The sequence below is a fragment of the Alcanivorax sp. MD8A genome, from assembly GCF_002888555.1.
Taxonomy (GTDB): domain Bacteria; phylum Pseudomonadota; class Gammaproteobacteria; order Pseudomonadales; family Alcanivoracaceae; genus Alcanivorax.
In genome coordinates this window covers 76,788-97,253 of sequence record NZ_AQOQ01000001.1, presented here as the reverse complement: position 1 = coordinate 97,253, position 20,466 = coordinate 76,788, and the positions used below count along the sequence as shown (strand labels likewise).

The window sequence follows — 20,466 nt, the reverse complement described above, 5'->3', positions numbered from 1 at the left end:
GTAGGCTTGCCGCCCTTTCCCCGTTGATTCGTCCCCCATGCATTTTTCTGATCTTGGGCTTTGTGAAGCCCTGCAAACTGCTGTTGCCGATCAGGGCTACAGCACTCCATCCCCCATTCAGGCGCAAGCGATCCCCGCTGTACTGGAAGGCCGCGATGTCATGGCAGCCGCCCAGACCGGTACCGGTAAAACCGCCGGCTTCACCCTGCCCCTGCTGGAACGTCTGCGTACCGGCAAGGCCGCCAGCCATAATCAGGTGCGAGCGCTGGTGCTAACGCCAACCCGCGAACTGGCCGCCCAGGTGGCCGATAGTGTTGCCACCTACGGCAAACACTTGCCGCTGAAATCCACGGTGGTCTTCGGTGGGGTCAAGATCAACCCGCAAATGCAGCGCCTGCGTGGCGGCGTGGACATTCTGGTGGCAACCCCGGGTCGCCTGCTGGATCTGTACCAGCAAAATGCCGTGAAGTTCGATCATCTGGAAGTGCTGGTACTGGACGAAGCCGACCGCATGCTGGACATGGGTTTTATCCATGACATTCGCAAGATTCTCGCCCTGCTGCCCAAGCGTCGCCAGAACCTGATGTTCTCAGCGACGTTCTCACCGGACATTCGTGCGCTGGCCAAGGGGCTGGTGAATGATCCGGTGGAAGTGGATGTCAGCCCGCGCAACACCACCACCGAGCTGGTCACTCAATGGATTGCTCCGGTGGACAAGAAACGCAAGCCCGCCTTGCTGACGCACCTGATCCAGGAACACAACTGGTATCAGGTACTGGTCTTCAGCCGCACCAAGCATGGGGCCAACCGTCTGGCCAAGCAGCTGGAAGGCAGTGGCATCGAAGCGGCCGCGATCCATGGCAACAAGAGCCAGAATGCCCGCACCCGCGCGCTGGCGGACTTCAAGAGCGGCAAGATTCGCGCTCTGGTGGCCACGGATATCGCCGCCCGGGGCCTGGATATCGAGCAGTTGCCTCAAGTAGTCAACGTGGATCTGCCCAACGTCCCGGAAGACTATGTGCACCGCATTGGCCGCACCGGTCGCGCCGGCGCCACCGGTCAGGCCATTTCGCTGGTCAGCGCAGACGAATTCCAGCAGCTCACCGATATCGAACGGCTGACCCAGCAACAGCTGGAACGCAAGATTGTGGCCGGTTTCGAACCGGGCGAGCCGCTGCCTGCCGCACGCCCGCTGCAAGCACCCAAGCGAAAACGGCCCAAGAAGCCTAAGAAACCCGGGGTAGCTCAAGACCAGCGTCAGTCATCGTCAGGGAGTCAGGGCGATCAGAAAGCGGCCCGCCCTGCCGGCAATCGCCCGCCTCGTGGCAACAAGCCTGGCGGCGGAAATGGCCAGCAACGCCGCCGGCGCCGCCCTGGCGGCAACCGTGCACAGCCCAAGACCGGGTCATAACCTACCCCTGATCGCGGCTCCCACCGGGGGCCCCAAACGGTAAGAGCAGTCGCTCCACCGCGAATAAAGGGTTCTTCGCGGATTTGCGGGAAAAGCCAGGCTTGATCCTCCCACCTATCCGTAGGAGCGTCGCTGGCGGCACGATAGCCCAAACCCACAGAGGGCACAGAGACCACTGAGCAAAGACGCTCTTAAGCTCTGTACCCTCTATTGCTATTAACGGTTGTGGTTATCGCGCCGCCACCGAGCGTAGCGAAGGAACGCCCGCAGGGTGGCCCCCCAAAAAAAGAGAAGGCGCCCACGGCGCCTTCTCTGGATCAAGCTGGAGAGGAAACCCTTACCGCTGCATCAGCAACGACGCATAGTGCCCCATGTAGTTCTTCAGCTCGGCATTACCCAAATCACGCAGCACCTTGTTGTTGACGGAGTGGACCGCCTTGCGGCTTCCATCCACGCCCACGTTGAGGGCTTTCTGGGTAACGAAACCAATCTTCACGTGTTTGGTGTTCACCACAAAGACCTCATCGATGATCTTGTCTGCCAGCTCGCCCATCACACGGGTGACCAGCGCCACATCTTCGGCGCCACGACCTTCAGCACACAGATCACAGGCTTTGCGGAAATCCGCTGCAAAGGCGTCTTCGACGGGAAAAGCAATATAGGCCTGATTGCCGTTATCTTCGCCAGCCTGCCAGTACATGTCCTTCACGTTGGCCACAACAGGGGCAAATTCCTTGTTGGAGACTTTCTTGAAAATCTGGCGGGTCAGCATGCTGGAGGCCTTCCCTGCGGTAGACACAGCAAAATCGATCACCTTCTTCTGACCACCTGAGAGGTTGGCCATATTGGCAGGCTCCACCAGAAACAGGCTGATGACACGGTCAGTGAGGAAATCCACCATGTGGATGAATTTCTCGGCACTGTCCTTGTGGTCGTGCTCGATGGCATGAAGGAAGTCTTCGGTGCTGTTCACCAGCGCCGGGTTAGCGGGAATCGCTACCACGTTCTGCATGGGATAAGTCCTGGCCTGTTCAAAGAGCCCGCCATGATAGCTGTGCAGCAGGGCGATTTGAAACTGCCACAGGGGCCAAATTACAAGACCCGTACGTCAATCAGGTAATTCAGAGACATCTGACTCGGCCAGTGCTGCGGCGGTCTCCGCGGCCTGTATATCCACCGGAGGGGACGTCAGCATGGTCCCGTTCATGGCGCAGTCCGGCCCCAAAGTGACGGCATCGAAGGTGGCTGCCGCATCCTGGTTTGTCCAATCCAGACTGACAGGCCCGGGGCCACAAATGCCGCCCAACAACGGTACCCGCACTTTCACCTGCATATCCTGAACCGTGAGCTGACCGGGGTGATCCACCTGTCCCTGCCACGGCAACCCCAGTGCCTTGAGGCTTTTGCACAGCGGATTAAGGCCACCAAAAGACACCGCGGTCACTTCAATCGCCCCATCGCCGGCCACATGGCCGTCGAACGTCGTATCGCAACTCACCGGAATACTGCCTTTCTTCATTGCCAGATCACCGCTGGCCGAAAATCCCCCTGCTGGCACCACCACCACGGGCGTTTCCGCCCACAAGGCACTCGCCAGCATTGCTACCCCCGCAGCAATCGCTGTCCTTATCATTATTATCCTTCCTTGAATCTATCACTTGAGCGATGGTGTCACGACAGGGCGAGACTGCCAAGAGAGAGTATCGGCAGAAAGACAGCAGGCCTTGCCGGCCTGCTGAAGAAAATTCAGAAAAATCGATCAGGCGATCTGGTAACCGAGGGTGCCAAGCACGCCGAGAATCACACACCATTTGGCGGTGACATAGAAAGGCTTGTTGCGGCGCTTGACGGATTTAAGAAACTGCTTGTAGGCCAGCACGCCCTTGCCCAATTTGTTACCCACGCCGGTATGTTCCGGGTCCAGGTTATCGATGAAGAACAAGCGATTGAAGAACCAGCCAAAGCCCCAGTAAATCTTCTCGACAAACTTGAGCTTCATGGGGCGGTCTACGTCCGTCATCAAAATGATGCGCGGAGTATCGGTGTTGTTCCAGGCGGAGTGGATATAGGTCTCGTCGAACACCACGCTGTCGCCATCGCGCCAGATATAGTCTGCTTCATTGATCGTCAGGCCACACCCTTCGTCGTTGGGGGTACTCAGCCCCATGGAATAACGCAGGGTGTAGGCGAACGGGTCGTGGTGGCGATTCAGCTTCTTGCCCGGCATCAGCACCGCAAACAGGGCGATATTCATGGACGGAATCTGATCCAGCAAAGCCATGGTCTTCGGCGCCAGCGCGTAGGCCGATGGCAACTTGTTGTCGTACACCTTCAGATAAAAGCTGGTCCAGCGGCCATCCTTGTAAAAGCTGCTGGCAGGCAGGTCGTCCTTGGCGGTGATGTTGCCGCCGGTGTACAGGGCCAACGCCTCATCACGGATGGTTTCCCAGTTATCTTCGATCAGCTGCAGTTCCGGGAAGTGAGCCTTGTCGACCTGGGGAGTGGTCGGCACCTTAGACAACAGGTAGGCCGGGATATTGAACGGCACCATAAAGGTGGAAAAGTCCGTCAACTGGCGCTTGAGCCCGAAGGGCTCCGCATTACGGATACGAATAAAAATGATACAGCCCACATAAATTAGCAGGGCGCTAATAATCACTGCCATGAATGAACCCTCGACAACATATCGCCCGCCTTCCGCGAGCCCTTTTACCGGGGCATTCTAAAGCAAAATCCGCTGCAAATCCGGACCTCCATCTCCCCAGCCCCACCTTTGCTCGGCCAATCCTGCCATCAGGCCCTATCTGCGATTGGCCTTGGCGACGCCACAGGGTACATTCTCAGGCTGTTACCCATAATCGAGATCCCGTTCATGCCACGGATTCAGGCCCTGTGTGCCCTGCTATTGCTGCTTCCTGCCCTGTCACTGGCCCAGGATGCCCCTCCCACCTTCAAGGACGTGCTGGACACCGGCGAGAAATCCGAAGCAGTCATCGCAGAAGCATTAGAGAACGATAGCCTGCAACCGGGCGAAACCCCACTGTCTACCCTTCTGGCGATCATGGACGCCGGCAATCGCAACGACTGGAAAAGTGCCAGTCAGTACTTGGACATGCGCTATCTGCCAGCGGATATGGCCGATGCCGACCCGGCCGTGCTGATGGAGCAGCTGGCCATTGTCTGGGGACAGCAGCGGGTCCTCGATCTCACTCGTCTGTCCAATGAGCCGCAAGGGCACCAGGAAGATGGCCTACCCAGTTACCGCGACAAACTCGGCACCCTGACCCTGCCGGACGACACCCTGGCCCTGTACCTGCAGCGTATCCCGGAAAACGGTCGCCGGGTCTGGAAAATTTCCAACGCCACGGTGCAAGACATTCCCATGCTGTGGGAACAATTTGGCTATAACCCGGTGGTCATCAAGCTGGGAGACTTCCTGCCGGAATTCACCTTCCTGCATATGCAGAACTGGCAAGTTGCCGGCTTTTTGCTGATTCTGATCGGCGCCTGGCTGATTGCTGCGCTGCTCAGAAAGATCCTGCTGCAGCTACTGGAGCATTCCGAACGATATCGTGACACCTTGCACCGTTTTGTGGTGATGCCGCTGCGCTGGTTCGTGTTCTTCAAGCTGCTACAAATGGGAGTGGGCGAGCTGGGGCTGTCGATACGTGCCCGCGTCTACCTGAATGAATCCGCTCTCGGCTATCTGGCAACGGTATTCCTGGTGCTGGGCATCATCGAGCTGCTCTCTGCCCTGTTTCTCAGCAATGCCAATAACCAGAAATACTGGTCCGGCATTATTCGACCGGTTCGCACCATTCTGAAAATGATCGCCATCGTGGTGATCTTCCTGCTGTGGTTGAGCGACTCGGGTTACGATATCACCACGGTTCTGACGGGCCTTGGCATTGGCTCCATTGCGGTGGCACTGGCGGCGCAGAAGACCCTGGAAAATGTCATCGGCGCCTTTACGCTCTATATCGCCAAACCCATTCAGCCCGGCGACTTCTGTGTCGTGGGCAGTACCGCCGGGGTGGTGGAAGAGATTGGCCTGCGCTCCACCCGGATACGCCGCATGGATCGTAGCGTGGTCTATGTTCCTAACTCGGTTCTGTCCAGTGCCAGCATCGAGAACATCAGCGAATCGGACTTCCGCCGCTACCAGCGAGACCTGCATATCCGTTTGGGGGCCAGCCCGGATCAACTACGTAACCTGCTCGCCGACTTGCGCAGGCTGATTTACAGCCATCCGCGACTGACCGAGCGCGCGGCCCGGGTACGCTTTGTGGAGATTCTGCGCGACAGTTACCGCCTGCAGATCAACTGCTACGTGGACAGCAGCGAATTCAGCCAGTTTCTGGCCGTCAGCGAAGATCTGAACCTGCGCATCCTGACCTTGCTGGAGCAACACGGGATGCAGCTGGCCGTGCCAGTCCAGCAATGGGTGCGAGGCGATGCCCCGCCCTCCCAACAGGACAACACCCTGCCGCCGGAAACACTTCAGGCCTTTCCCGACTTCGACAAGGAAGAAAAATCCGGTATGAAAGGCTCACTGGACTACCCTGAAAAAGGTCGACATGAATAGCCATAATCCAACCCTTGCCCCCCTTTCACTGCTCGCCGGGTTACTGCTACTCACTGCCTGCAGCTTTCGCCCCGGCAACGTGGATACGGACACCCTGCGCGCCGAGGCGAGACACCATCACGAAACACAATTGACCGTCAGCGCCACCGTGATCAGCGACAGCGACGCCCGCGACATTTTTGGCGTCGCACTGGGAAACCATGGCATCCAGGCGGTCTGGATCGAAGTGGATAACCGCACCGACCAACAGCTGTATTACCTGCCCGTCACCACCGACCAACAGTATTTTTCTCCTCTGGAAGTGGCCTGGAAAGTGAAAGGCAAGTTCAACAGCGAGGGAGAGCAAGCTATCGACCGAATGTTCGTGTCCCGTGCCATGCCTATCAATGTCCCTGAAGGTGAGCGTACCAGTGGCTTTGTTTTCACCAATCGTGACCTTGGGGTAAAGGTGATCAATGTGGACCTGCTGGGGGGCGGAAAAAGCTGGCAAACCTCTTTTCTGGTGGATGTGCCAGGCATCAAACTGGATGTTGAGAAAGTCAATTTCTCCGGCTTGTATGAAGCGCACGAATACCAGCAACTCGACCGTGAAGGCCTGCGCGAATGGTTAGCTGAGCAGCCCTGTTGTACCGCCAATGAAGACAGCAGCAACAGTGGCGACCCGGTGAACTTTGTCCTGGTCGGCAACAGTCAGCTATTGCTGAGTGCCATGGTTCAGCGTGGCTGGGACGTTACCGAGCGCATTCACGGCGGCTCCATCTGGAAAACCACCAAATCGTTCCTGCTGGGTTCCAGCTACCGCTACTCGCCAGTGAGTTCGCTCTATACGCTGGGCCGCCCACAGGATCTGGCCTTGCAGAAAGCCCGCGGCAACATTCACCAGCGTAACCACCTACGCCTGTGGCAGGCCCCTGTTCTGTGCGATGGCGAACCGGTGTGGCTTGGCCAGATCAGTCGGGACATTGGTGTGCGATTCACCTTCAAATCCCCAACCCTGACAACACACAAGATTGACCCGGATGTGGACGAAGCCCGGGATTACCTGCTCCAGGACATGATTTTCTCGCAACGCCTGGCCGAGTTCGGCTATGTCAGGAGCATGCCGCCCAAATCCATCGCGGAACCCGGCCACAATCTCACCGGAGACCCGTTTATCACCGACGGATTACGGCTGGTGATGTTCTTCCATAGTCCAATGACGCCCATGCACGAGGTAAAAGATCTGCGCTGGGAAATCGCGGACCGGGACCGCCGTGACTGGATAGAACAGACAAACGCCACTGAGCACTGACTTCCCCGCACCCACGGGGCATTGTCATAAAGACTTAATATGTATATACATTGACTATCTATTTGATAGCCAGCACAGTGTTTGCAAGTCACTGATAATCCAGCGACGATGCAGCCTGTTTCTCATGATGGTTTTCCATGTCCAAAGACAAGAGCAAGCCCAAGAAGAAAAACAGTCAACTCATCGTTCGCATTAACGACGAAGAGCGCCTGCGTTTTATCGAGCTCTGCGAAGAGCTGGACACCAGTGCGGCGCGGGAAGTCCGTCGTTTTATCCGTGACTTTATCAAGGCCGAGGAAACGAAATCTGGTCATTAGCCAGGTTCAGGCCGCTCAACTTGCGAATCATGGAGAGACATCATGTCCCAGAAGAAAAAGCTGAAAAAAGCCATCAAACAAAGCAAGGCCAAAATCAGCAAACACGAAAGCGTGCTGAAGAAACTGAAGAAGAAGCTCAAAAAGCTCTGATTCGGTCGACAAGAAGCGGTCCTCAGCCACCCGCTGGCTTGGGTCCGCGAGAAACAAAAAAGCCTCTTTTCAGAGGCTTTTTTGCATTCTAGCCAAGCCGCACAGGCAGCCTGGTACGGGAGGACTTACTTGCCAGCATCCAGCGCCTGGTAGTAATCCATCAGGATCTGAGCCACTTCCGGGCGAGAGAATTCCGGCGGCGGCGCAATGCCCTGCCCCAGCATCTCACGCACCTTGGTGCCAGACAGCAGAACAAAATCGTCCTTGGTGTGATCTGGCACATCACGCATCATCACAACGCGATCCAGCTTTTTGGAGTAAGCCGTGTGATCGGCTTCGAAGATCTTGATCTCCAGCGCGCCAGCCGGCACCTTCTCCTGGAAGATGGTTTGCGCATCGAATGCACCGTAGTAGTCACCCACACCGGCGTGGTCACGACCCACAATCAGATGGCTGCAGCCACAGTTCTGACGGAACACCGCGTGCAGTACCGCCTCACGAGGACCTGCGTAGAGCATGTCGAAACCATAGCCGGTGATCATCACGGTGTTGGGCGGGAAGTACACTTCCACCATTTTGCGGATGGAGGCATCACGTACGTCAGCCGGGATATCCCCCGCTTTCAGTTTGCCCAGCAGCATGTGAATCAGAATACCGTCCGCATTCAGTGCTTCCTGGGCCATGCGGCACAGTTCTTCGTGAGCACGGTGCATCGGGTTACGAGTCTGGAAGGCAACCACGTTGCTCCAGCCACGCTCGACAAACTCATTGCGGATAGAAACGGCAGTGCGGAAGGTATCCGGGAAATCATCGGCGAAGTAGGAGTAGTTCAACACCTGGATATCACCAGAAACGATGAAGTTCCCCGCGGCAAGGAAGTTGGCCACACCTGGATGCTGCTTGTCGGTGGTGGAAAACACCTGTTCGGCCACAGCTTCCAGTTCAGCATCGGAGGCTTCTTCGATGGCGGATACATCCATCACCGCAATCACCGGCTCGCCGTCCACGTTAGGATCGCGCAAGGCAATGCGCTTGGCGTCTTTGATGGCGCTCACGTCCTTCAGCATATTGACGATCGGCACCGGCCAGAACAGGCCATTGGCAGTAGTCAGGTTTTCCGCCACGGACAGCATATCCGCCTTGTTCATGTAGCCGGTCAGCGGGGTGAAATAGCCAGCCCCCATCATCACCGCATTCGCGGCAGCTGCCGAGCTAATCACCACCGAAGGCAGTGACTCCGCTTCCTTCTGCAAGGCAATGCGCGCAGCTTCATCGGCGACATACAGGGGGGTGAGTGCATCCGCGCCATGCGGCTTGACCAAAGCGACCATCATTTACTCCAAAGGCTTAATCAACGGGGTGTCCATATCGCGGCGCAGTATAACAAAGGATGGGGGCTGAGTGGCAGGCAGAAACTTGCCCCGGGAATCAGAGAGTTACCCTGCGGCACCATGACAACGCCTCCACAGGCAACAGGACCGGTAATTCCGCAAAGAACCAAAAAATACCCGGCACAGGCCGGGTAAAACGAGGAATGTTGTCGGGAAAGCTATGGAGCTCGGCTCCAGCCGCTTTCCTTGTCGGCGCACACCCAGTCCCTGGAAGCTTCGAGAGACCCGACAAACCGGTAATGAAAACTGCCCGTTGCATCATGGCTATCACGGGTACTGACCAACGATGGCGCGATGGCACCCCCCTCACAAGCCCAGCGGCCACCTTTGAGTTGATTGCAATGCTTCACATAGAGGCGGTGCTCACAGACATTACGGTAACGCACCGCAAAACGGTCACCGTCCCAATGCGAGTCTTCCACCTGAAGGCACCAGTCCGGGGCTGCCCAGCATCCATCCCGGTCCGCCTGCACCGTCACTGCAGCAGCGGACACCATGCCGAACAACCCCAGACCCGCCAGTAGTCCCCTCATTGCCATATGGCTACCCCCTCTTTCGCAGCACACACCGTTGCTAACGAAACAGCATGACCACCAGCCCCCGCTGGTGACGACGCAGGGAGAGTAATTTGGCCACAGGACTGCCGCATCCCCCATATGGGGTAGGAAAAAGGGATAGGTCCGCTTAAACGAACTTGGGACGCGGCAAAAAGAACCGGAAATTGCCGGCATCGTACGGGAAAACATCATGAAATCGACGCAATACGCCGTAGATCAGGGTTGATGCCGCGAATTAAACAATACGGGGCACCGGGTAAAGATTGTATCTTCACCAGGCCACCCCTGCGCCTTAAACGATAGGAGGCTCACCGGCCAGGGTCGGACCTTTTTCGATGTCGGAGGTGAACACCTCCAGGGACTGGGCCACTTCGCTGACTTCCTCGAAGCGGGCAATGTGGTAGAGAGCTTCGCCTTCATTCACCAGCGGCAGGTTGTTGCGGCCCACCAGGATGCCGGCGGCGGGGGCGTGGATGGAGACATCATCGCCACCGAAGGGGCTGGAGATGCGACCGATGAGATCGCCTTTCTTGATCCAGGCACCCAGTGCCACCAGTGACAGGAAGACGCCATCGCGCTCGGCACGCACCCAGCTGGAGGAGCGGGCGATGTAGGGTTCGGCGGGTGGTTTGGTGCGGCGGATGCCGGTCATGCCCAGATGTTGCATGATGTTGAGCACGCCTTTCACCCCAGCACGAATGCTGGCTTCGTCGAAGCGCAGCGCTTCACCGGCTTCATAGGTGATGACCGGAATGCCCTGGGCTTCCGCCACTTCCCGCAGGGTCCCTTCCCCTAATACCGAGTTGATGACCACCGGCACACCGAAGGCGTTGGCCATGGCCGCGGTGTCATCGTTGGACAGGTCCGCTCGAATCTGCGGCAGGTTGGCGCGGTGAATGGCGCCGGTGTGCAGATCCACTGCGTGGGTGGCACGATCCAGCACCTGGCTCTTGAACTGCCAGGCCATACGTGCGCCCAGGCTACCGGTTTCAGAGCCCGGGAAGCACCGGTTCAGATCGCGACGGTCTGGCAGATAACGGGTCTTGTGAATAAAGCCGAATACATTCACCACCGGCACCGCCAGCAGGGTGCCATTGATGCTTTTCAGGGCAGAGTGGCGCAGCAAGCGGCGAATGATCTCCACCCCATTCAACTCGTCACCATGAATGGCAGCACTGACCATCAGTACCGGACCGGGCTTGCGGCCATGAACAACATGGATCGGCACGTTAAGCGGCGTCTGGGTGTAAAGTTGTGCCAGCGGCAATTCCACCTTGGCCCGAGTGCCAGGCTGCACGGTAATGCCATCAATTTCAAAAGGCGCGTTTTTCGGTTCTTTTGGATTTTTCATTCTTGACTGATTACCTTGGAGATCACCCACAGGGCAAGGCCAGCTTTGGCATTGTCACGTCTCAAGCATCCATCGCCATGCAAGCATGGCTCCTACAGCAGGCATTAGCCTTTTGCGCCTTTGGTCTGGGTGCGATAGGGACGCGCATCTTTTTCGATGAACTGAATGATCATACCCGCCACATCTTTGTTGGTAGCGGTTTCGATACCCTCCAGCCCCGGCGAGGAGTTCACTTCCATCACCACCGGGCCGTGGTTCGAGCGCAGGATATCCACCCCAGCCACATTCAGACCCATGATCTTGGCGGCACGCACCGCCGTGGCCCGCTCTTCCGGGGTTATGCGGATCAGGCTGGCACTGCCTCCGCGGTGCAGGTTGGAACGGAACTCACCCGGTGCCGCCTGGCGTTTCATCGCCGCGATCACCTTGCCGCCCACCACGAAACAGCGAATGTCGGCACCACCGGCTTCCTTGATGTATTCCTGCACCATCACCGAGACGTTCAAGCCCATAAAGGCTTCGATCACTGACTCTGCCGCCTTGCGGGTTTCCGCCAGCACCACGCCAATGCCCTGGGTACCTTCCAGCATCTTGATCACCAACGGTGCTCCACGCACCATGTTGATCAGATCAGGAATATCATCCGGGGAGTGGGCAAAGCCGGTGATGGGCAAACCCACACCTTTGCGCGACAACAGCTGCAGGGAACGCAGCTTGTCCCGGGAACGGGAGATAGCCACGGACTCATTCACCGGGAATACGCCCATCATCTCAAACTGGCGCAGCACCGCCGTACCGTATTGGGTAATGGACGCGCCGATACGGGGAATCACCGCATCAAACCCTTCCAGCACTTCGCCCTTGAAGTGAATTTCCGGTTTGTGCGCCACCATGCTCATGTAGCAACGCAGGGTATCGATCACGTGCATTTCGTGACCAGCCGCCTCGCCGGCTTCCACCAGGCGGCGAGTGGAATAGAGTCGCTTGTTTCTCGAAAGAATCGCAATTTTCATGGCAGCACTTTGGTTAATAAACGTATTAAGTTAAGGAGATCAGTGAGACGCCAGACCGTTACGGCCTGTCCTTGTCACCACCCAGCAGGAAGGATTCTGTGGGCTCGACCCTGATTTCTGTCATCGCGGTACGGCCCAGTAACATGCGGAACTTCATGGTTTCCCGGTCCGTCAGGGTGATTTCGATGGGCCAACGGCGTCCACCGAGATCAATCTCGGTGAGAATCACCGGCCGCTCTTCCTTGTGACCACCGGAATCCGTCACCACCCGGCGGTCCAGTACCGGGGCTTCACACACCGTCACCTGGGGCTGATCCTGAATGGGATGCAGGGAAAAACGCACCCATTCTGTGTCGTCCCGCTTGAAGGATTCGACTTCAAACGCATGTATGGCCGAGGTTCGCGCCCCGGTGTCCACCTTCATCTTGATGGCATCAATGCCCAGTTCCGGCAGACTGGCCCACTCGCGCCAGCCCACAGTGACTTTTCCCATCAGTCCCGTCCCAGCAATTCGATCTTGTAACCGTCCGGGTCTTCCACGAAGGCCAGCACCGTGGTGCCATGCTTCATGGGTCCGGGTTCACGGGTAATCTTGCCGCCCCGCTCGCGAATACGCTCACAAGCAGCGTACACGTCATCCACGGCCAGCGCGATATGGCCGTAACCGGTTCCTAGATCATAGCGGGACTGATCCCAGTTATGGGTGAGCTCCAGCACCGGGCCCTCGGCCTCCGGCTGGTAGCCGACAAAGACGTTGGTAAAACGGCCTTCCGGGTAATCCTTGCGGCGGATTTCGTGCATGCCCAGTACTTCGGTATAGAAAGCCACCGAGGCATCTACATCCCCCACACGCAGCATGGTATGCAGAATTCGCATGGTTCTTTGCTCCAGTTTGCGGTCCAGATTGCAGGCACCGGGAGCACCTACCCCATCAGGGGCGAATAGTGGTGTGGGCGGGGACAATTGACAATGAAAAACTCGTAAAGAGCGCAATTTTCTCCGTCAGGGTCAGGCTGCACAGCCATGACCCTAACGGAGGGCCAATGGCAGGGATCAGGGCAGGAACAAGGAGCCCTGATCGTCCACCCAGCTTTGCGGGACCTTGCCCTCACGAATCCGCTGCGGGTGATCGCCAACGTCTACCCGGGCGACCTCCTGCCCACTGGCATAGTGAAAGACCGACATCTGGTCTGTGCCGCTCCAGGAAATATAGCAATGTTCGCCATCAGCGCTGGTGGTGACCCAGTAAGGCTTCTCCCCCACCCCGGTCTTGATACGGTATTCAAACGTTTGCCGATCTACCAGGGCCACATAATCACTCATGGTTCCCGCCACACACAGCGTATCGCCGGCATCATTCATGGCAATGCCATGATGGGCCGAGTCGTTCAGGTACCGCTCAATGGGCATGTCCGGTACCAGATTGGGCAGCGTTGCCAGACGGGTAATACGATCGTCCTGCATGTCATATTCGATAAAACCATGAAGGAAAGAGAGCTGGAAGTAGAAATAGCGCTCATCCGGCGTGTGGGCCATGGGCCGAACAGCCGGACTAAGGTCCGGATACCCGGCTTCTTCCAGCTTCACTTTCATGTCGATCTTTTTGAGGATCTCCAGCGTGTGGGCATCCACCACCTGAAAGACCCGTTCGCCCTTGAGCTTGATGGGGTCCCGGTCCAGCGGCAGGAACACATGACCAATGCTGGCATGATAAAGCCGCTCGCCATCGTCGGAATATACGTTCTCATGGGGCGAGTTTCCTGACGGGAACTGGCCCACCTCTTCGCCGGTCTGCACATCCAGAATATGCACCACCTTCCCCGTAGAAGCGGATACCGCCACCTGCTGGCCATCCGGTGAAATGGCCATGTGGTCAGAACGATACCCTTCCACTTCAAAACACCACGCGATCTTGCCGCTGGCAATGTCCAGCGCCACCACGTCCGCAAAACTGGGGCGGGACACAATCAGCAGTCGACCATCGTTGCTGCTGTACATGTCATCCACAAACTGGTGATGCCCCTCACCGATAAAGGTCTTGATGGCCTGAAAGAACAGCAACTCCACCGGATTCAGGTAAATCTCGGCAATGCGTTTGTTCTTGTCAGGGATCCCGTTGATGCGACCAAGCCGCTCGTGGCTTGCCACATCAATCACATCGATGGTGCCTTCCCAGTTGTTCCCCACAAAGATCACGTCACGTTCGCCGCTGGCCGCACTGCCACCGTTGTCACCCTCATCGTCCCACCAGTTCCACCAGCTGGCCGACGCTGGCAAGGGAAGTAAAAAAGCAACCATGACTATCAATGTGAAGGCGCTGTAGCGGCGACAGTGCCGGAGTGAGGTGAGCAACATGTCCTTGTCTCCCTTTACGGTGTTGTTGTTGTGATTAGTGCACAACCGTAAACGTATTTGCCGGCAGGGTTCAAAAGGCAAGCGTCAGGAATGTGGGAGCGCCCGCAGCACAAGCGGGACAGGGATCACTAAAGCGACGAAAGTGCCAGTCTATAACTGGCACTTTCGTCTAAGGTTTCCGTCATCCAGGCCACCGTCATGGCGGCCGTACAACCCGCCGGCTCAGGGAAGAAAGAGCGAGCCCTGGGCCTCGACCCAGGCGATCGGCACCCGCCCTTCACGAATCCGCTGGGGGTGGTCTCCCACATCGACCCGGGCCACTTCCTGCCCGCTGGCATAATGGAAAATGGACATCTGGTCGGTGCCACTCCAGGACACGTAGCAATGCTCGCCATCTTCACTGGTGGTGACCCAGTAGGGCTTTTCACCAATGCCGGTCTTGAGCGAGTACTCGAAGGTCTCCCGGTTTACCAGCGCCACATAGTCGCTCATGGTGCCGGCCACACACAGGGTGGTGTTGTCGGCGCTCAGCGCAATGCCGTGATGGGCAGAGTCGTTGACGTACACTTCCTGCGGCGTATCGGGGATCAGGTTGGGGAGCGACGCCACGCGGGTAATCCGGTCCTCTTCCATGTCGTACTCGATAAAGCCATGGAGAAATGACAGCTGGAAGTAGAAATACCGCTCGTCATGGGTATGGGCCATGGGCCGCACGGCCGGGCTCAGGTCGGCATACCCGGCCTCTTCCAGCTTGGTCTTGATGTCCAGCTTGCGCAGGATCTCGAACGTCTCGGCGTCCACCACCTGAAATACCCGCTCGCCCTTGAGCTTTTTCAGCGGATCACGGTCCAGCGGGGTAAACACATGACCAATGCTGGCGTGGTAAATCCGTTTTCCATCCTCGGAATACACATTCTCGTGGGGCGAATTCCCTGACGGAAACCGGCCGACCTCTTCCCCGGTCTGCACGTCGAGCACATGCACCACATTACCGGTGGAGGCCGACACAGCCACATGCTTGCCGTCCGGGGAGATGGCCATGTGATCGGAGCGATTGCCGTCAACCTCGAAGCGCCATTCGATCTCGCCACTGGCAATGTCCAGCGCCACCACATCAGCATAGCTGGGCCGGGAAACAATCAGCAGGCGACCATCGTTAGAGCTATACATGTCATCCACGTACTGGTGATGCCCTTCGCCAATGAATTGCTGAATGGCGATAAAGAACACCAGGTCCACCGGGTTCAGCACGATGGCAGCCTCGCGGGCCTGCTTGTCGGGAATCCCGTTGATCCGCCCCAGCCGCTCATGGGTGTCCCGATCGACCACATCGATCATGCCTTCCCAGTTGTTACCCACAAAAATCACATCACGGGAGGTTGGCGCCGGGGGAACAGGATCAGGTTCGGACGGGGTATTGGGGGTGGCCGTCGTGCCCGTGTCGGCAGGGGCCGTACTGTTCGGCGATGGCGCAGTACTGTCACTCTCTCCACCGCAACCGCTGATGACCAGAGCCAGAGTCGCAGCCAACAGAGCGCGACGATGCAAGGACGGCAGAAACATAACCGGATCTCCCCAGGGTCGAATGTTGTTATTGTCGATCCCCAGAGCCTAGTTGTGACCATGGTACAAATTAAAGGGCGTTTCCTTTGCGTTATGTAAATCGCAGGTTCAGCAAAATGACTCGCCAGAAACAAAAAACCGCCGCGGCCTCTCGGCCAGCGGCGGTTTCGCTCAGCGTTCGACGTTAGTCAATCAGCTCAGCTTGCGCCCGTTCTTGGCCGCAATGCGCAGACGCAGGGCGTTCAGCTTGATAAAGCCTTCCGCATCTTTCTGGTCATAGGCACCCGCATCGTCCTCGAACGTGGCGATGGAAGCATCGAACAGGCTGTCGTTGTCGGAGCGACGCCCCACCACGGTGGCATTGCCCTTGTAGAGCTTCATGCGTACTTCACCGTTGACGTGTTCCTGGGTCGCATCGATCAGTTTCTGCAGGGCCAGACGCTCCGGGCTCCACCAGTAACCGTTGTAGACCAGCTCGGCGTACTTCGGCATCACGGAATCTTTCAGGTGCGCGGATTCACGATCCAGGGTCAGAGACTCAATGGCACGGTGCGCCGGCAGCATAATGGTGCCACCGGGGGTTTCGTAGCAGCCGCGGGACTTCATACCCACGTAGCGGTTTTCCACCAGGTCCAGACGGCCAATGCCGTTGTCGCCACCCAGCTTGTTCAGTTTGGTCAGCACGTCGGCCGGGCTCAGACGCTCGCCATCAATGGACACGATGTCGCCTTTCTCAAAGCCCAGGGTAATGTAAGTGGCCTGATCCGGCGCCGCTTCCGGGCTCACGCTCCAGCGCCACATGTCGTCTTCGGCTTCCCACCACGGGTCTTCCAGATTGCCGCCCTCATAGGAGATGTGCAGCAGGTTGGCATCCATGGAGTACGGGGATTTCTTCTTCTTGCTGGAGAAGTCCACCGGGATGTTGCGCTCTTCGCAGTACGCCATCAGCTTTTCGCGGGAGTTCAGATCCCACTCACGCCACGGCGCAATCACCTGAATGCCGGGGGCCAGGGCGTACGCTCCCAGCTCAAAACGCACCTGGTCATTGCCCTTGCCGGTCGCACCGTGGGAGATGGCGTCAGCTCCGGTTTCCTCGGCAATTTCCACCAGTCGCTTGGCGATAAGCGGACGCGCGATAGAGGTCCCCAGCAGGTACTCACCTTCGTAGATGGTGTTGGCGCGGAACATGGGGAAAACGTAGTCACGCACGAACTCTTCGCGCAGGTCTTCAATGTAGATTTCCTTGACGCCCATGGCCTGTGCCTTGGCGCGGGCCGGCTCCACTTCCTCGCCCTGGCCGATATCGGCGGTGAAGGTCACCACCTCGCAGTCGTAGGTATCCTGCAGCCATTTAACGATGACCGAGGTATCCAGGCCGCCGGAATAGGCCAGCACTACCTTGTTGATCTTGGACATTGAAAGACTCCGCAAAAGGGTGGTCGTCAGCGCGGTCGCGGCCACCCGATGAATCGAGGTCGCGTATTGTACCCGCCCGCCCGTGCCGACGTCACCTGTCACCACCGCCGGGATTCCGGTAGCATAGCGACTTCCCGGCCAGGCCCAGTGCCTGAGCCGGGGCTTTTTGTCTGTTGGAGTCATCATGAGCGATCAGCACCCCAGCCTGGCGCTGCGGTTTCGGGGGTTTCTGCCGGTAGTCATCGACGTGGAAACCGGGGGATTCAATGCCAGTACCGATGCCTTGCTGGAAGTCGCCGCCGTCCTGATTGATATGGACGCCCAGGGCTACCTGCGCCCTTCCACGCGTATCCAGTTCCATGTAGACCCCTTCCCGGGGGCAAACATCGAGCAGGCCGCACTGGATTTCACCGGTATCGATCCTGACAACCCCTTACGTGGCGCGGTCTCCGAAGACACCGCCCTGAAGGGCGTGTTCGAGCCAGTCCGCAAGGCCATAAAGAAACATGGTTGCAACCGTGCCGTGCTGGTGGGCCATAACAGCTTCTTCGATCTGGGTTTCATGAACGCTGCCGCCGAACGGGCGGATATCAAGCGCAATCCGTTCCACCCGTTCTCCAGCTTCGACACCGCTGCCCTCGCTGGCCTTGTCTACGGTCAAACCGTGTTGGCGAAAGCCTGTGAGGCCGCCGGCATCCGCTTCAGCCAGCGCGAAGCCCACTCCGCACTGTATGACGCCACCCGCACGGCAGAGTTGTTCTGCTCCATGGTGAACCGCTTCCGCGACCTGGGCGGCTGGCCGCCCCCTCCCCCCGGCGAAATGCCGCCGACTCTGGCAAAAGCATTAGACTGATTGGACGCCTGACGCTGCCCATTGTTTTGACCCTGTTTTAAGCGTCAAGCATCTGGCGTCAGGCCTCCAGCGAGCGGGCACAAAAAAAGGGCCGCTAAAAAGCGGCCCTTTTTTTGTGCCTGCGACAATTACAGCTTGTCTGCATTACCAGACAGGTACTCGGCTACGCCATCCGGGGAGGCGTTCATGCCGGCGTCGCCTTTCTGCCAGCCAGCCGGGCACACTTCACCGTGCTCTTCGTGGAACTGCAGGGCGTCAACCAGACGGATCAGCTCTTCCATGTTACGACCCAGCGGCAGATCGTTAACGATCTGGCTACGTACCACGCCGTTCTGGTCGATCAGGAAAACACCACGGAAGGCCATGCCACCTTCAGACTCTACGTCGTAGGACTGGGCGATGGTGTGGTTCATGTCAGCGGCCAGGGTATATTTCACCGGACCAATACCGCCTTCGTTGATGGGGGTGTTACGCCAGGCGTTGTGGGTGAAGTGGCTGTCGATGGACACGCCGATCACTTCCACACCACGCTCCTTGAAAGCGTCCATACGGTGATCCAGTGCGATCAGCTCGGACGGACATACGAAGGTGAAATCCAGCGGGTAGAAGAATACCAGGCCGTACTTGCCCTTGATGGCTTCGGACAGGGTGAATTCGTCAACGATGCTGCCATCGCCCAGGACGGCAGGAACAGTGAAATCCGGTGCGGGCTTACCAACCAGAACAGCCATGTTTATCTCCTTGTGTGAGAGGGGTAAAACCGGGGACATCACGTCCCGCGAAACTGTGCTCTATCATGGGGATTCCGGCGCGGCATGCAACCGGCTTTGTTGCGGAATCCAACCAATTGCTCAATGAATAGGCAATTGGGGCACTTCTGCAGCCATCTTTAGCGGCGGCTTCGACTCCAGATCACCGTGCCGGTAATGGCCAGAATGGTGAGTACCAGGGCCGCGAAGTCCATCACCAACTGCCCCGCCAGGCCGGCAATCCGGCCCGCGTGCAGATCCAGCAACAACCGCTGCCAGGTCAGGGAAGGCGGCACACTCTGGTCAATCAGGGCTTTTTCCAGACCGTTTGGCAATGGCCTGGCGTCCAGCGGCTGCCAGTCCCCCTGATACGGACTTGCCATCAGCTGGTCCACGTCGTAACGCAGCAATCCATCGCCGGTGTCCAGGATCAATCCAGTGTCATCACTGCCCAGATGTTCAAAGGCCGGTAACCCATAGGCCTTGCCGATGCGTTCCACCAGCTGACCATTGCCGTCCAGCAGCATCAGCTCCTGCCCGCAACCGACAATCAACAGTCCGTTGTGGCGCGCAACCCCATGCAATGGCGGCGTGCAATGCAGAGTGTCAGCACCATCCACATACAAGCGCTCATTCAGTTCTGCATACCACTGACCTTCCAGAGAATAGCCCCTGATGTCGCTGGGCACCGGCGCACCGTACCAGCGCGCCAGCAAGGGCGACATGGGCTTGCTGGACCAGCCAAGGGACTCGATGTGATTGAGCATCACCCCCGTAATCGACAGCACCAGCACCGGCAATGCCACCGCCAGCCCCAGCCAGCGGTGCCAGCGACGCCACTGGCGTGTAGGGTTCCGTTTTTTCACCTAGCTACCTCAATGAGGCCAATAATCCACGTCGATTGTAGGCGCTAATGCATTAGGGCCAACACCGGAACCTCCAGCAGTCTGAGCAAAACCGTCAAGAGCCCCACACGCAGGCATAAAAAACCCGGCGCTGGGCCGGGCATTCATTCATTACAGAGTAACGAGATCAGTCGCTGCCGCCAGTCTCTGCCGCTGCGCCATCCACCAGCTCCTTGAGCTGACCGGAGCGATACATGTCCATGATGATGTCGCAGCCACCCACCAGCTCGCCACCCACCCACAGCTGGGGATAGGTCGGCCAGTTGGCATACTCCTTCAAACTCTGACGAATTTCCGGCGCTTCCAGGATATTCACATAGGCAAACGGCTTTCCCACCGCGGTCATGGCTTCCACCACCTGAGCGGAGAAGCCGCACTGGGGGAACTGCGGGGTGCCCTTCATGTAAAGGATCACCGGGTTTTTTTCGATCTGGTCTTTGATGACCTGAATAACATCCATACTGAACTACCTGGCGTTTTGAGGGGGTTGATTGGCTCTATTCTAGCACTGATGGCCCTGCTCCTCCCAGATGGGGCCGGAGAGCCACGCCTTCAAGGG

General features: G+C 57.9%; 20 protein-coding genes. 5 read left to right on the top strand and 15 right to left on the bottom strand.

Features of this window, described 5'->3' with window-relative positions; genetic code table 11:
- Window positions 1–37 precede the first annotated feature (37 nt).
- Entirely contained in the window at window positions 38–1,411 is a 1,374-nt protein-coding gene (locus A15D_RS00370; protein ID WP_102790315.1) for a DEAD/DEAH box helicase, read from the top strand.
- Between the two features lie 337 nt (window positions 1,412–1,748).
- On the opposite strand, the gene A15D_RS00365 is transcribed toward A15D_RS00370, so the two are convergent.
- The 3 genes from A15D_RS00365 to A15D_RS00355 form a co-directional block, all read right to left on the bottom strand.
- Complete coding sequence (locus A15D_RS00365; protein WP_102790314.1) at window positions 1,749–2,423, bottom strand: hypothetical protein; 675 nt, start codon at window positions 2,421–2,423, stop codon at window positions 1,749–1,751.
- Between the two features lie 96 nt (window positions 2,424–2,519).
- Window positions 2,520–3,044 carry an activator protein gene (locus A15D_RS00360; protein ID WP_102790313.1) on the bottom strand — a complete coding sequence of 175 codons (525 nt, stop codon included), beginning with the start codon at window positions 3,042–3,044 and terminating at the stop codon, window positions 2,520–2,522.
- A 126-nt stretch (window positions 3,045–3,170) separates the two neighbouring features.
- On the bottom strand, window positions 3,171–4,076 hold the full coding sequence (locus A15D_RS00355; RefSeq protein ID WP_102790312.1) for an aspartyl/asparaginyl beta-hydroxylase domain-containing protein: 906 nt from the start codon (window positions 4,074–4,076) through the stop codon (window positions 3,171–3,173).
- A 207-nt stretch (window positions 4,077–4,283) separates the two neighbouring features.
- On the opposite strand from A15D_RS00355, the gene A15D_RS00350 reads away from it, so the two are divergent.
- From A15D_RS00350 to A15D_RS00340, 3 genes are all read left to right on the top strand, one after another.
- A complete protein-coding gene (locus A15D_RS00350) occupies window positions 4,284–5,996 on the top strand; it encodes a mechanosensitive ion channel family protein (protein ID WP_102790311.1) in 1,713 nt (570 codons plus the stop codon).
- Complete coding sequence (locus A15D_RS00345; RefSeq protein WP_102790310.1) at window positions 5,989–7,287, top strand: LssY C-terminal domain-containing protein; 1,299 nt, start codon at window positions 5,989–5,991, stop codon at window positions 7,285–7,287. Before A15D_RS00350 ends, A15D_RS00345 begins: the two co-directional genes overlap by 8 nt.
- 137 nt (window positions 7,288–7,424) lie before the next feature.
- The gene (locus A15D_RS00340) at window positions 7,425–7,604 is read left to right on the top strand and encodes a hypothetical protein (protein ID WP_102790309.1); all 180 of its coding nucleotides are present in this window, start codon (window positions 7,425–7,427) and stop codon (window positions 7,602–7,604) included.
- A gap of 275 nt (window positions 7,605–7,879) precedes the next feature.
- Here A15D_RS00340 and sat read toward each other — a convergent pair whose 3' ends face one another.
- The 9 genes from sat to A15D_RS00295 form a co-directional block, all read right to left on the bottom strand.
- Window positions 7,880–9,088 carry a sulfate adenylyltransferase gene (gene sat, locus A15D_RS00335; protein WP_233191981.1) on the bottom strand — a complete coding sequence of 403 codons (1,209 nt, stop codon included), beginning with the start codon at window positions 9,086–9,088 and terminating at the stop codon, window positions 7,880–7,882.
- A gap of 215 nt (window positions 9,089–9,303) precedes the next feature.
- Window positions 9,304–9,684 carry a hypothetical protein gene (locus tag A15D_RS00330; RefSeq protein WP_146026822.1) on the bottom strand — a complete coding sequence of 127 codons (381 nt, stop codon included), beginning with the start codon at window positions 9,682–9,684 and terminating at the stop codon, window positions 9,304–9,306.
- Between the two features lie 310 nt (window positions 9,685–9,994).
- Window positions 9,995–11,053 (bottom strand): succinylglutamate desuccinylase/aspartoacylase family protein, encoded by a 1,059-nt coding sequence (locus A15D_RS00325; protein ID WP_102790306.1) that lies wholly within the window; start codon window positions 11,051–11,053, stop codon window positions 9,995–9,997.
- A 104-nt stretch (window positions 11,054–11,157) separates the two neighbouring features.
- Window positions 11,158–12,066, bottom strand: a complete 909-nt coding sequence (gene rimK / locus A15D_RS00320; RefSeq protein WP_022983970.1) for a 30S ribosomal protein S6--L-glutamate ligase — start codon at window positions 12,064–12,066, stop codon at window positions 11,158–11,160.
- A 58-nt stretch (window positions 12,067–12,124) separates the two neighbouring features.
- Window positions 12,125–12,559 carry an ATP-dependent zinc protease gene (locus A15D_RS00315; protein ID WP_022983971.1) on the bottom strand — a complete coding sequence of 145 codons (435 nt, stop codon included), beginning with the start codon at window positions 12,557–12,559 and terminating at the stop codon, window positions 12,125–12,127.
- Window positions 12,559–12,942, bottom strand: a complete 384-nt coding sequence (gene gloA, locus A15D_RS00310; protein WP_022983972.1) for a lactoylglutathione lyase — start codon at window positions 12,940–12,942, stop codon at window positions 12,559–12,561. The genes A15D_RS00315 and gloA overlap by 1 nt, the downstream gene beginning before the upstream one ends.
- Before the next feature lie 177 nt (window positions 12,943–13,119).
- A complete protein-coding gene (locus A15D_RS00305) occupies window positions 13,120–14,421 on the bottom strand; it encodes a YncE family protein (protein ID WP_102790305.1) in 1,302 nt (433 codons plus the stop codon).
- Between the two features lie 222 nt (window positions 14,422–14,643).
- A complete protein-coding gene (locus A15D_RS00300; protein ID WP_102790304.1) occupies window positions 14,644–15,984 on the bottom strand; it encodes a serine/threonine protein kinase in 1,341 nt (446 codons plus the stop codon).
- 192 nt (window positions 15,985–16,176) lie between these two features.
- On the bottom strand, window positions 16,177–17,400 hold the full coding sequence (locus A15D_RS00295) for an argininosuccinate synthase (RefSeq protein WP_102790303.1): 1,224 nt from the start codon (window positions 17,398–17,400) through the stop codon (window positions 16,177–16,179).
- A 184-nt stretch (window positions 17,401–17,584) separates the two neighbouring features.
- Here A15D_RS00295 and rnt point away from each other — a divergent pair, with 184 nt between their 5' ends.
- Window positions 17,585–18,253: a ribonuclease T gene (rnt, locus tag A15D_RS00290; RefSeq protein ID WP_102790302.1), complete on the top strand. Its 669-nt coding sequence runs from the start codon at window positions 17,585–17,587 to the stop codon at window positions 18,251–18,253.
- A gap of 128 nt (window positions 18,254–18,381) precedes the next feature.
- Here rnt and A15D_RS00285 read toward each other — a convergent pair whose 3' ends face one another.
- The 3 genes from A15D_RS00285 to grxD form a co-directional block, all read right to left on the bottom strand.
- Window positions 18,382–18,984 (bottom strand): peroxiredoxin, encoded by a 603-nt coding sequence (locus A15D_RS00285; protein ID WP_102790301.1) that lies wholly within the window; start codon window positions 18,982–18,984, stop codon window positions 18,382–18,384.
- A gap of 158 nt (window positions 18,985–19,142) precedes the next feature.
- Entirely contained in the window at window positions 19,143–19,868 is a 726-nt protein-coding gene (locus A15D_RS00280) for a PepSY-associated TM helix domain-containing protein (protein WP_102790300.1), read from the bottom strand.
- A 166-nt stretch (window positions 19,869–20,034) separates the two neighbouring features.
- Window positions 20,035–20,367 carry a Grx4 family monothiol glutaredoxin gene (gene grxD, locus A15D_RS00275; RefSeq protein ID WP_102790299.1) on the bottom strand — a complete coding sequence of 111 codons (333 nt, stop codon included), beginning with the start codon at window positions 20,365–20,367 and terminating at the stop codon, window positions 20,035–20,037.
- Window positions 20,368–20,466: the final 99 nt, after the last annotated feature.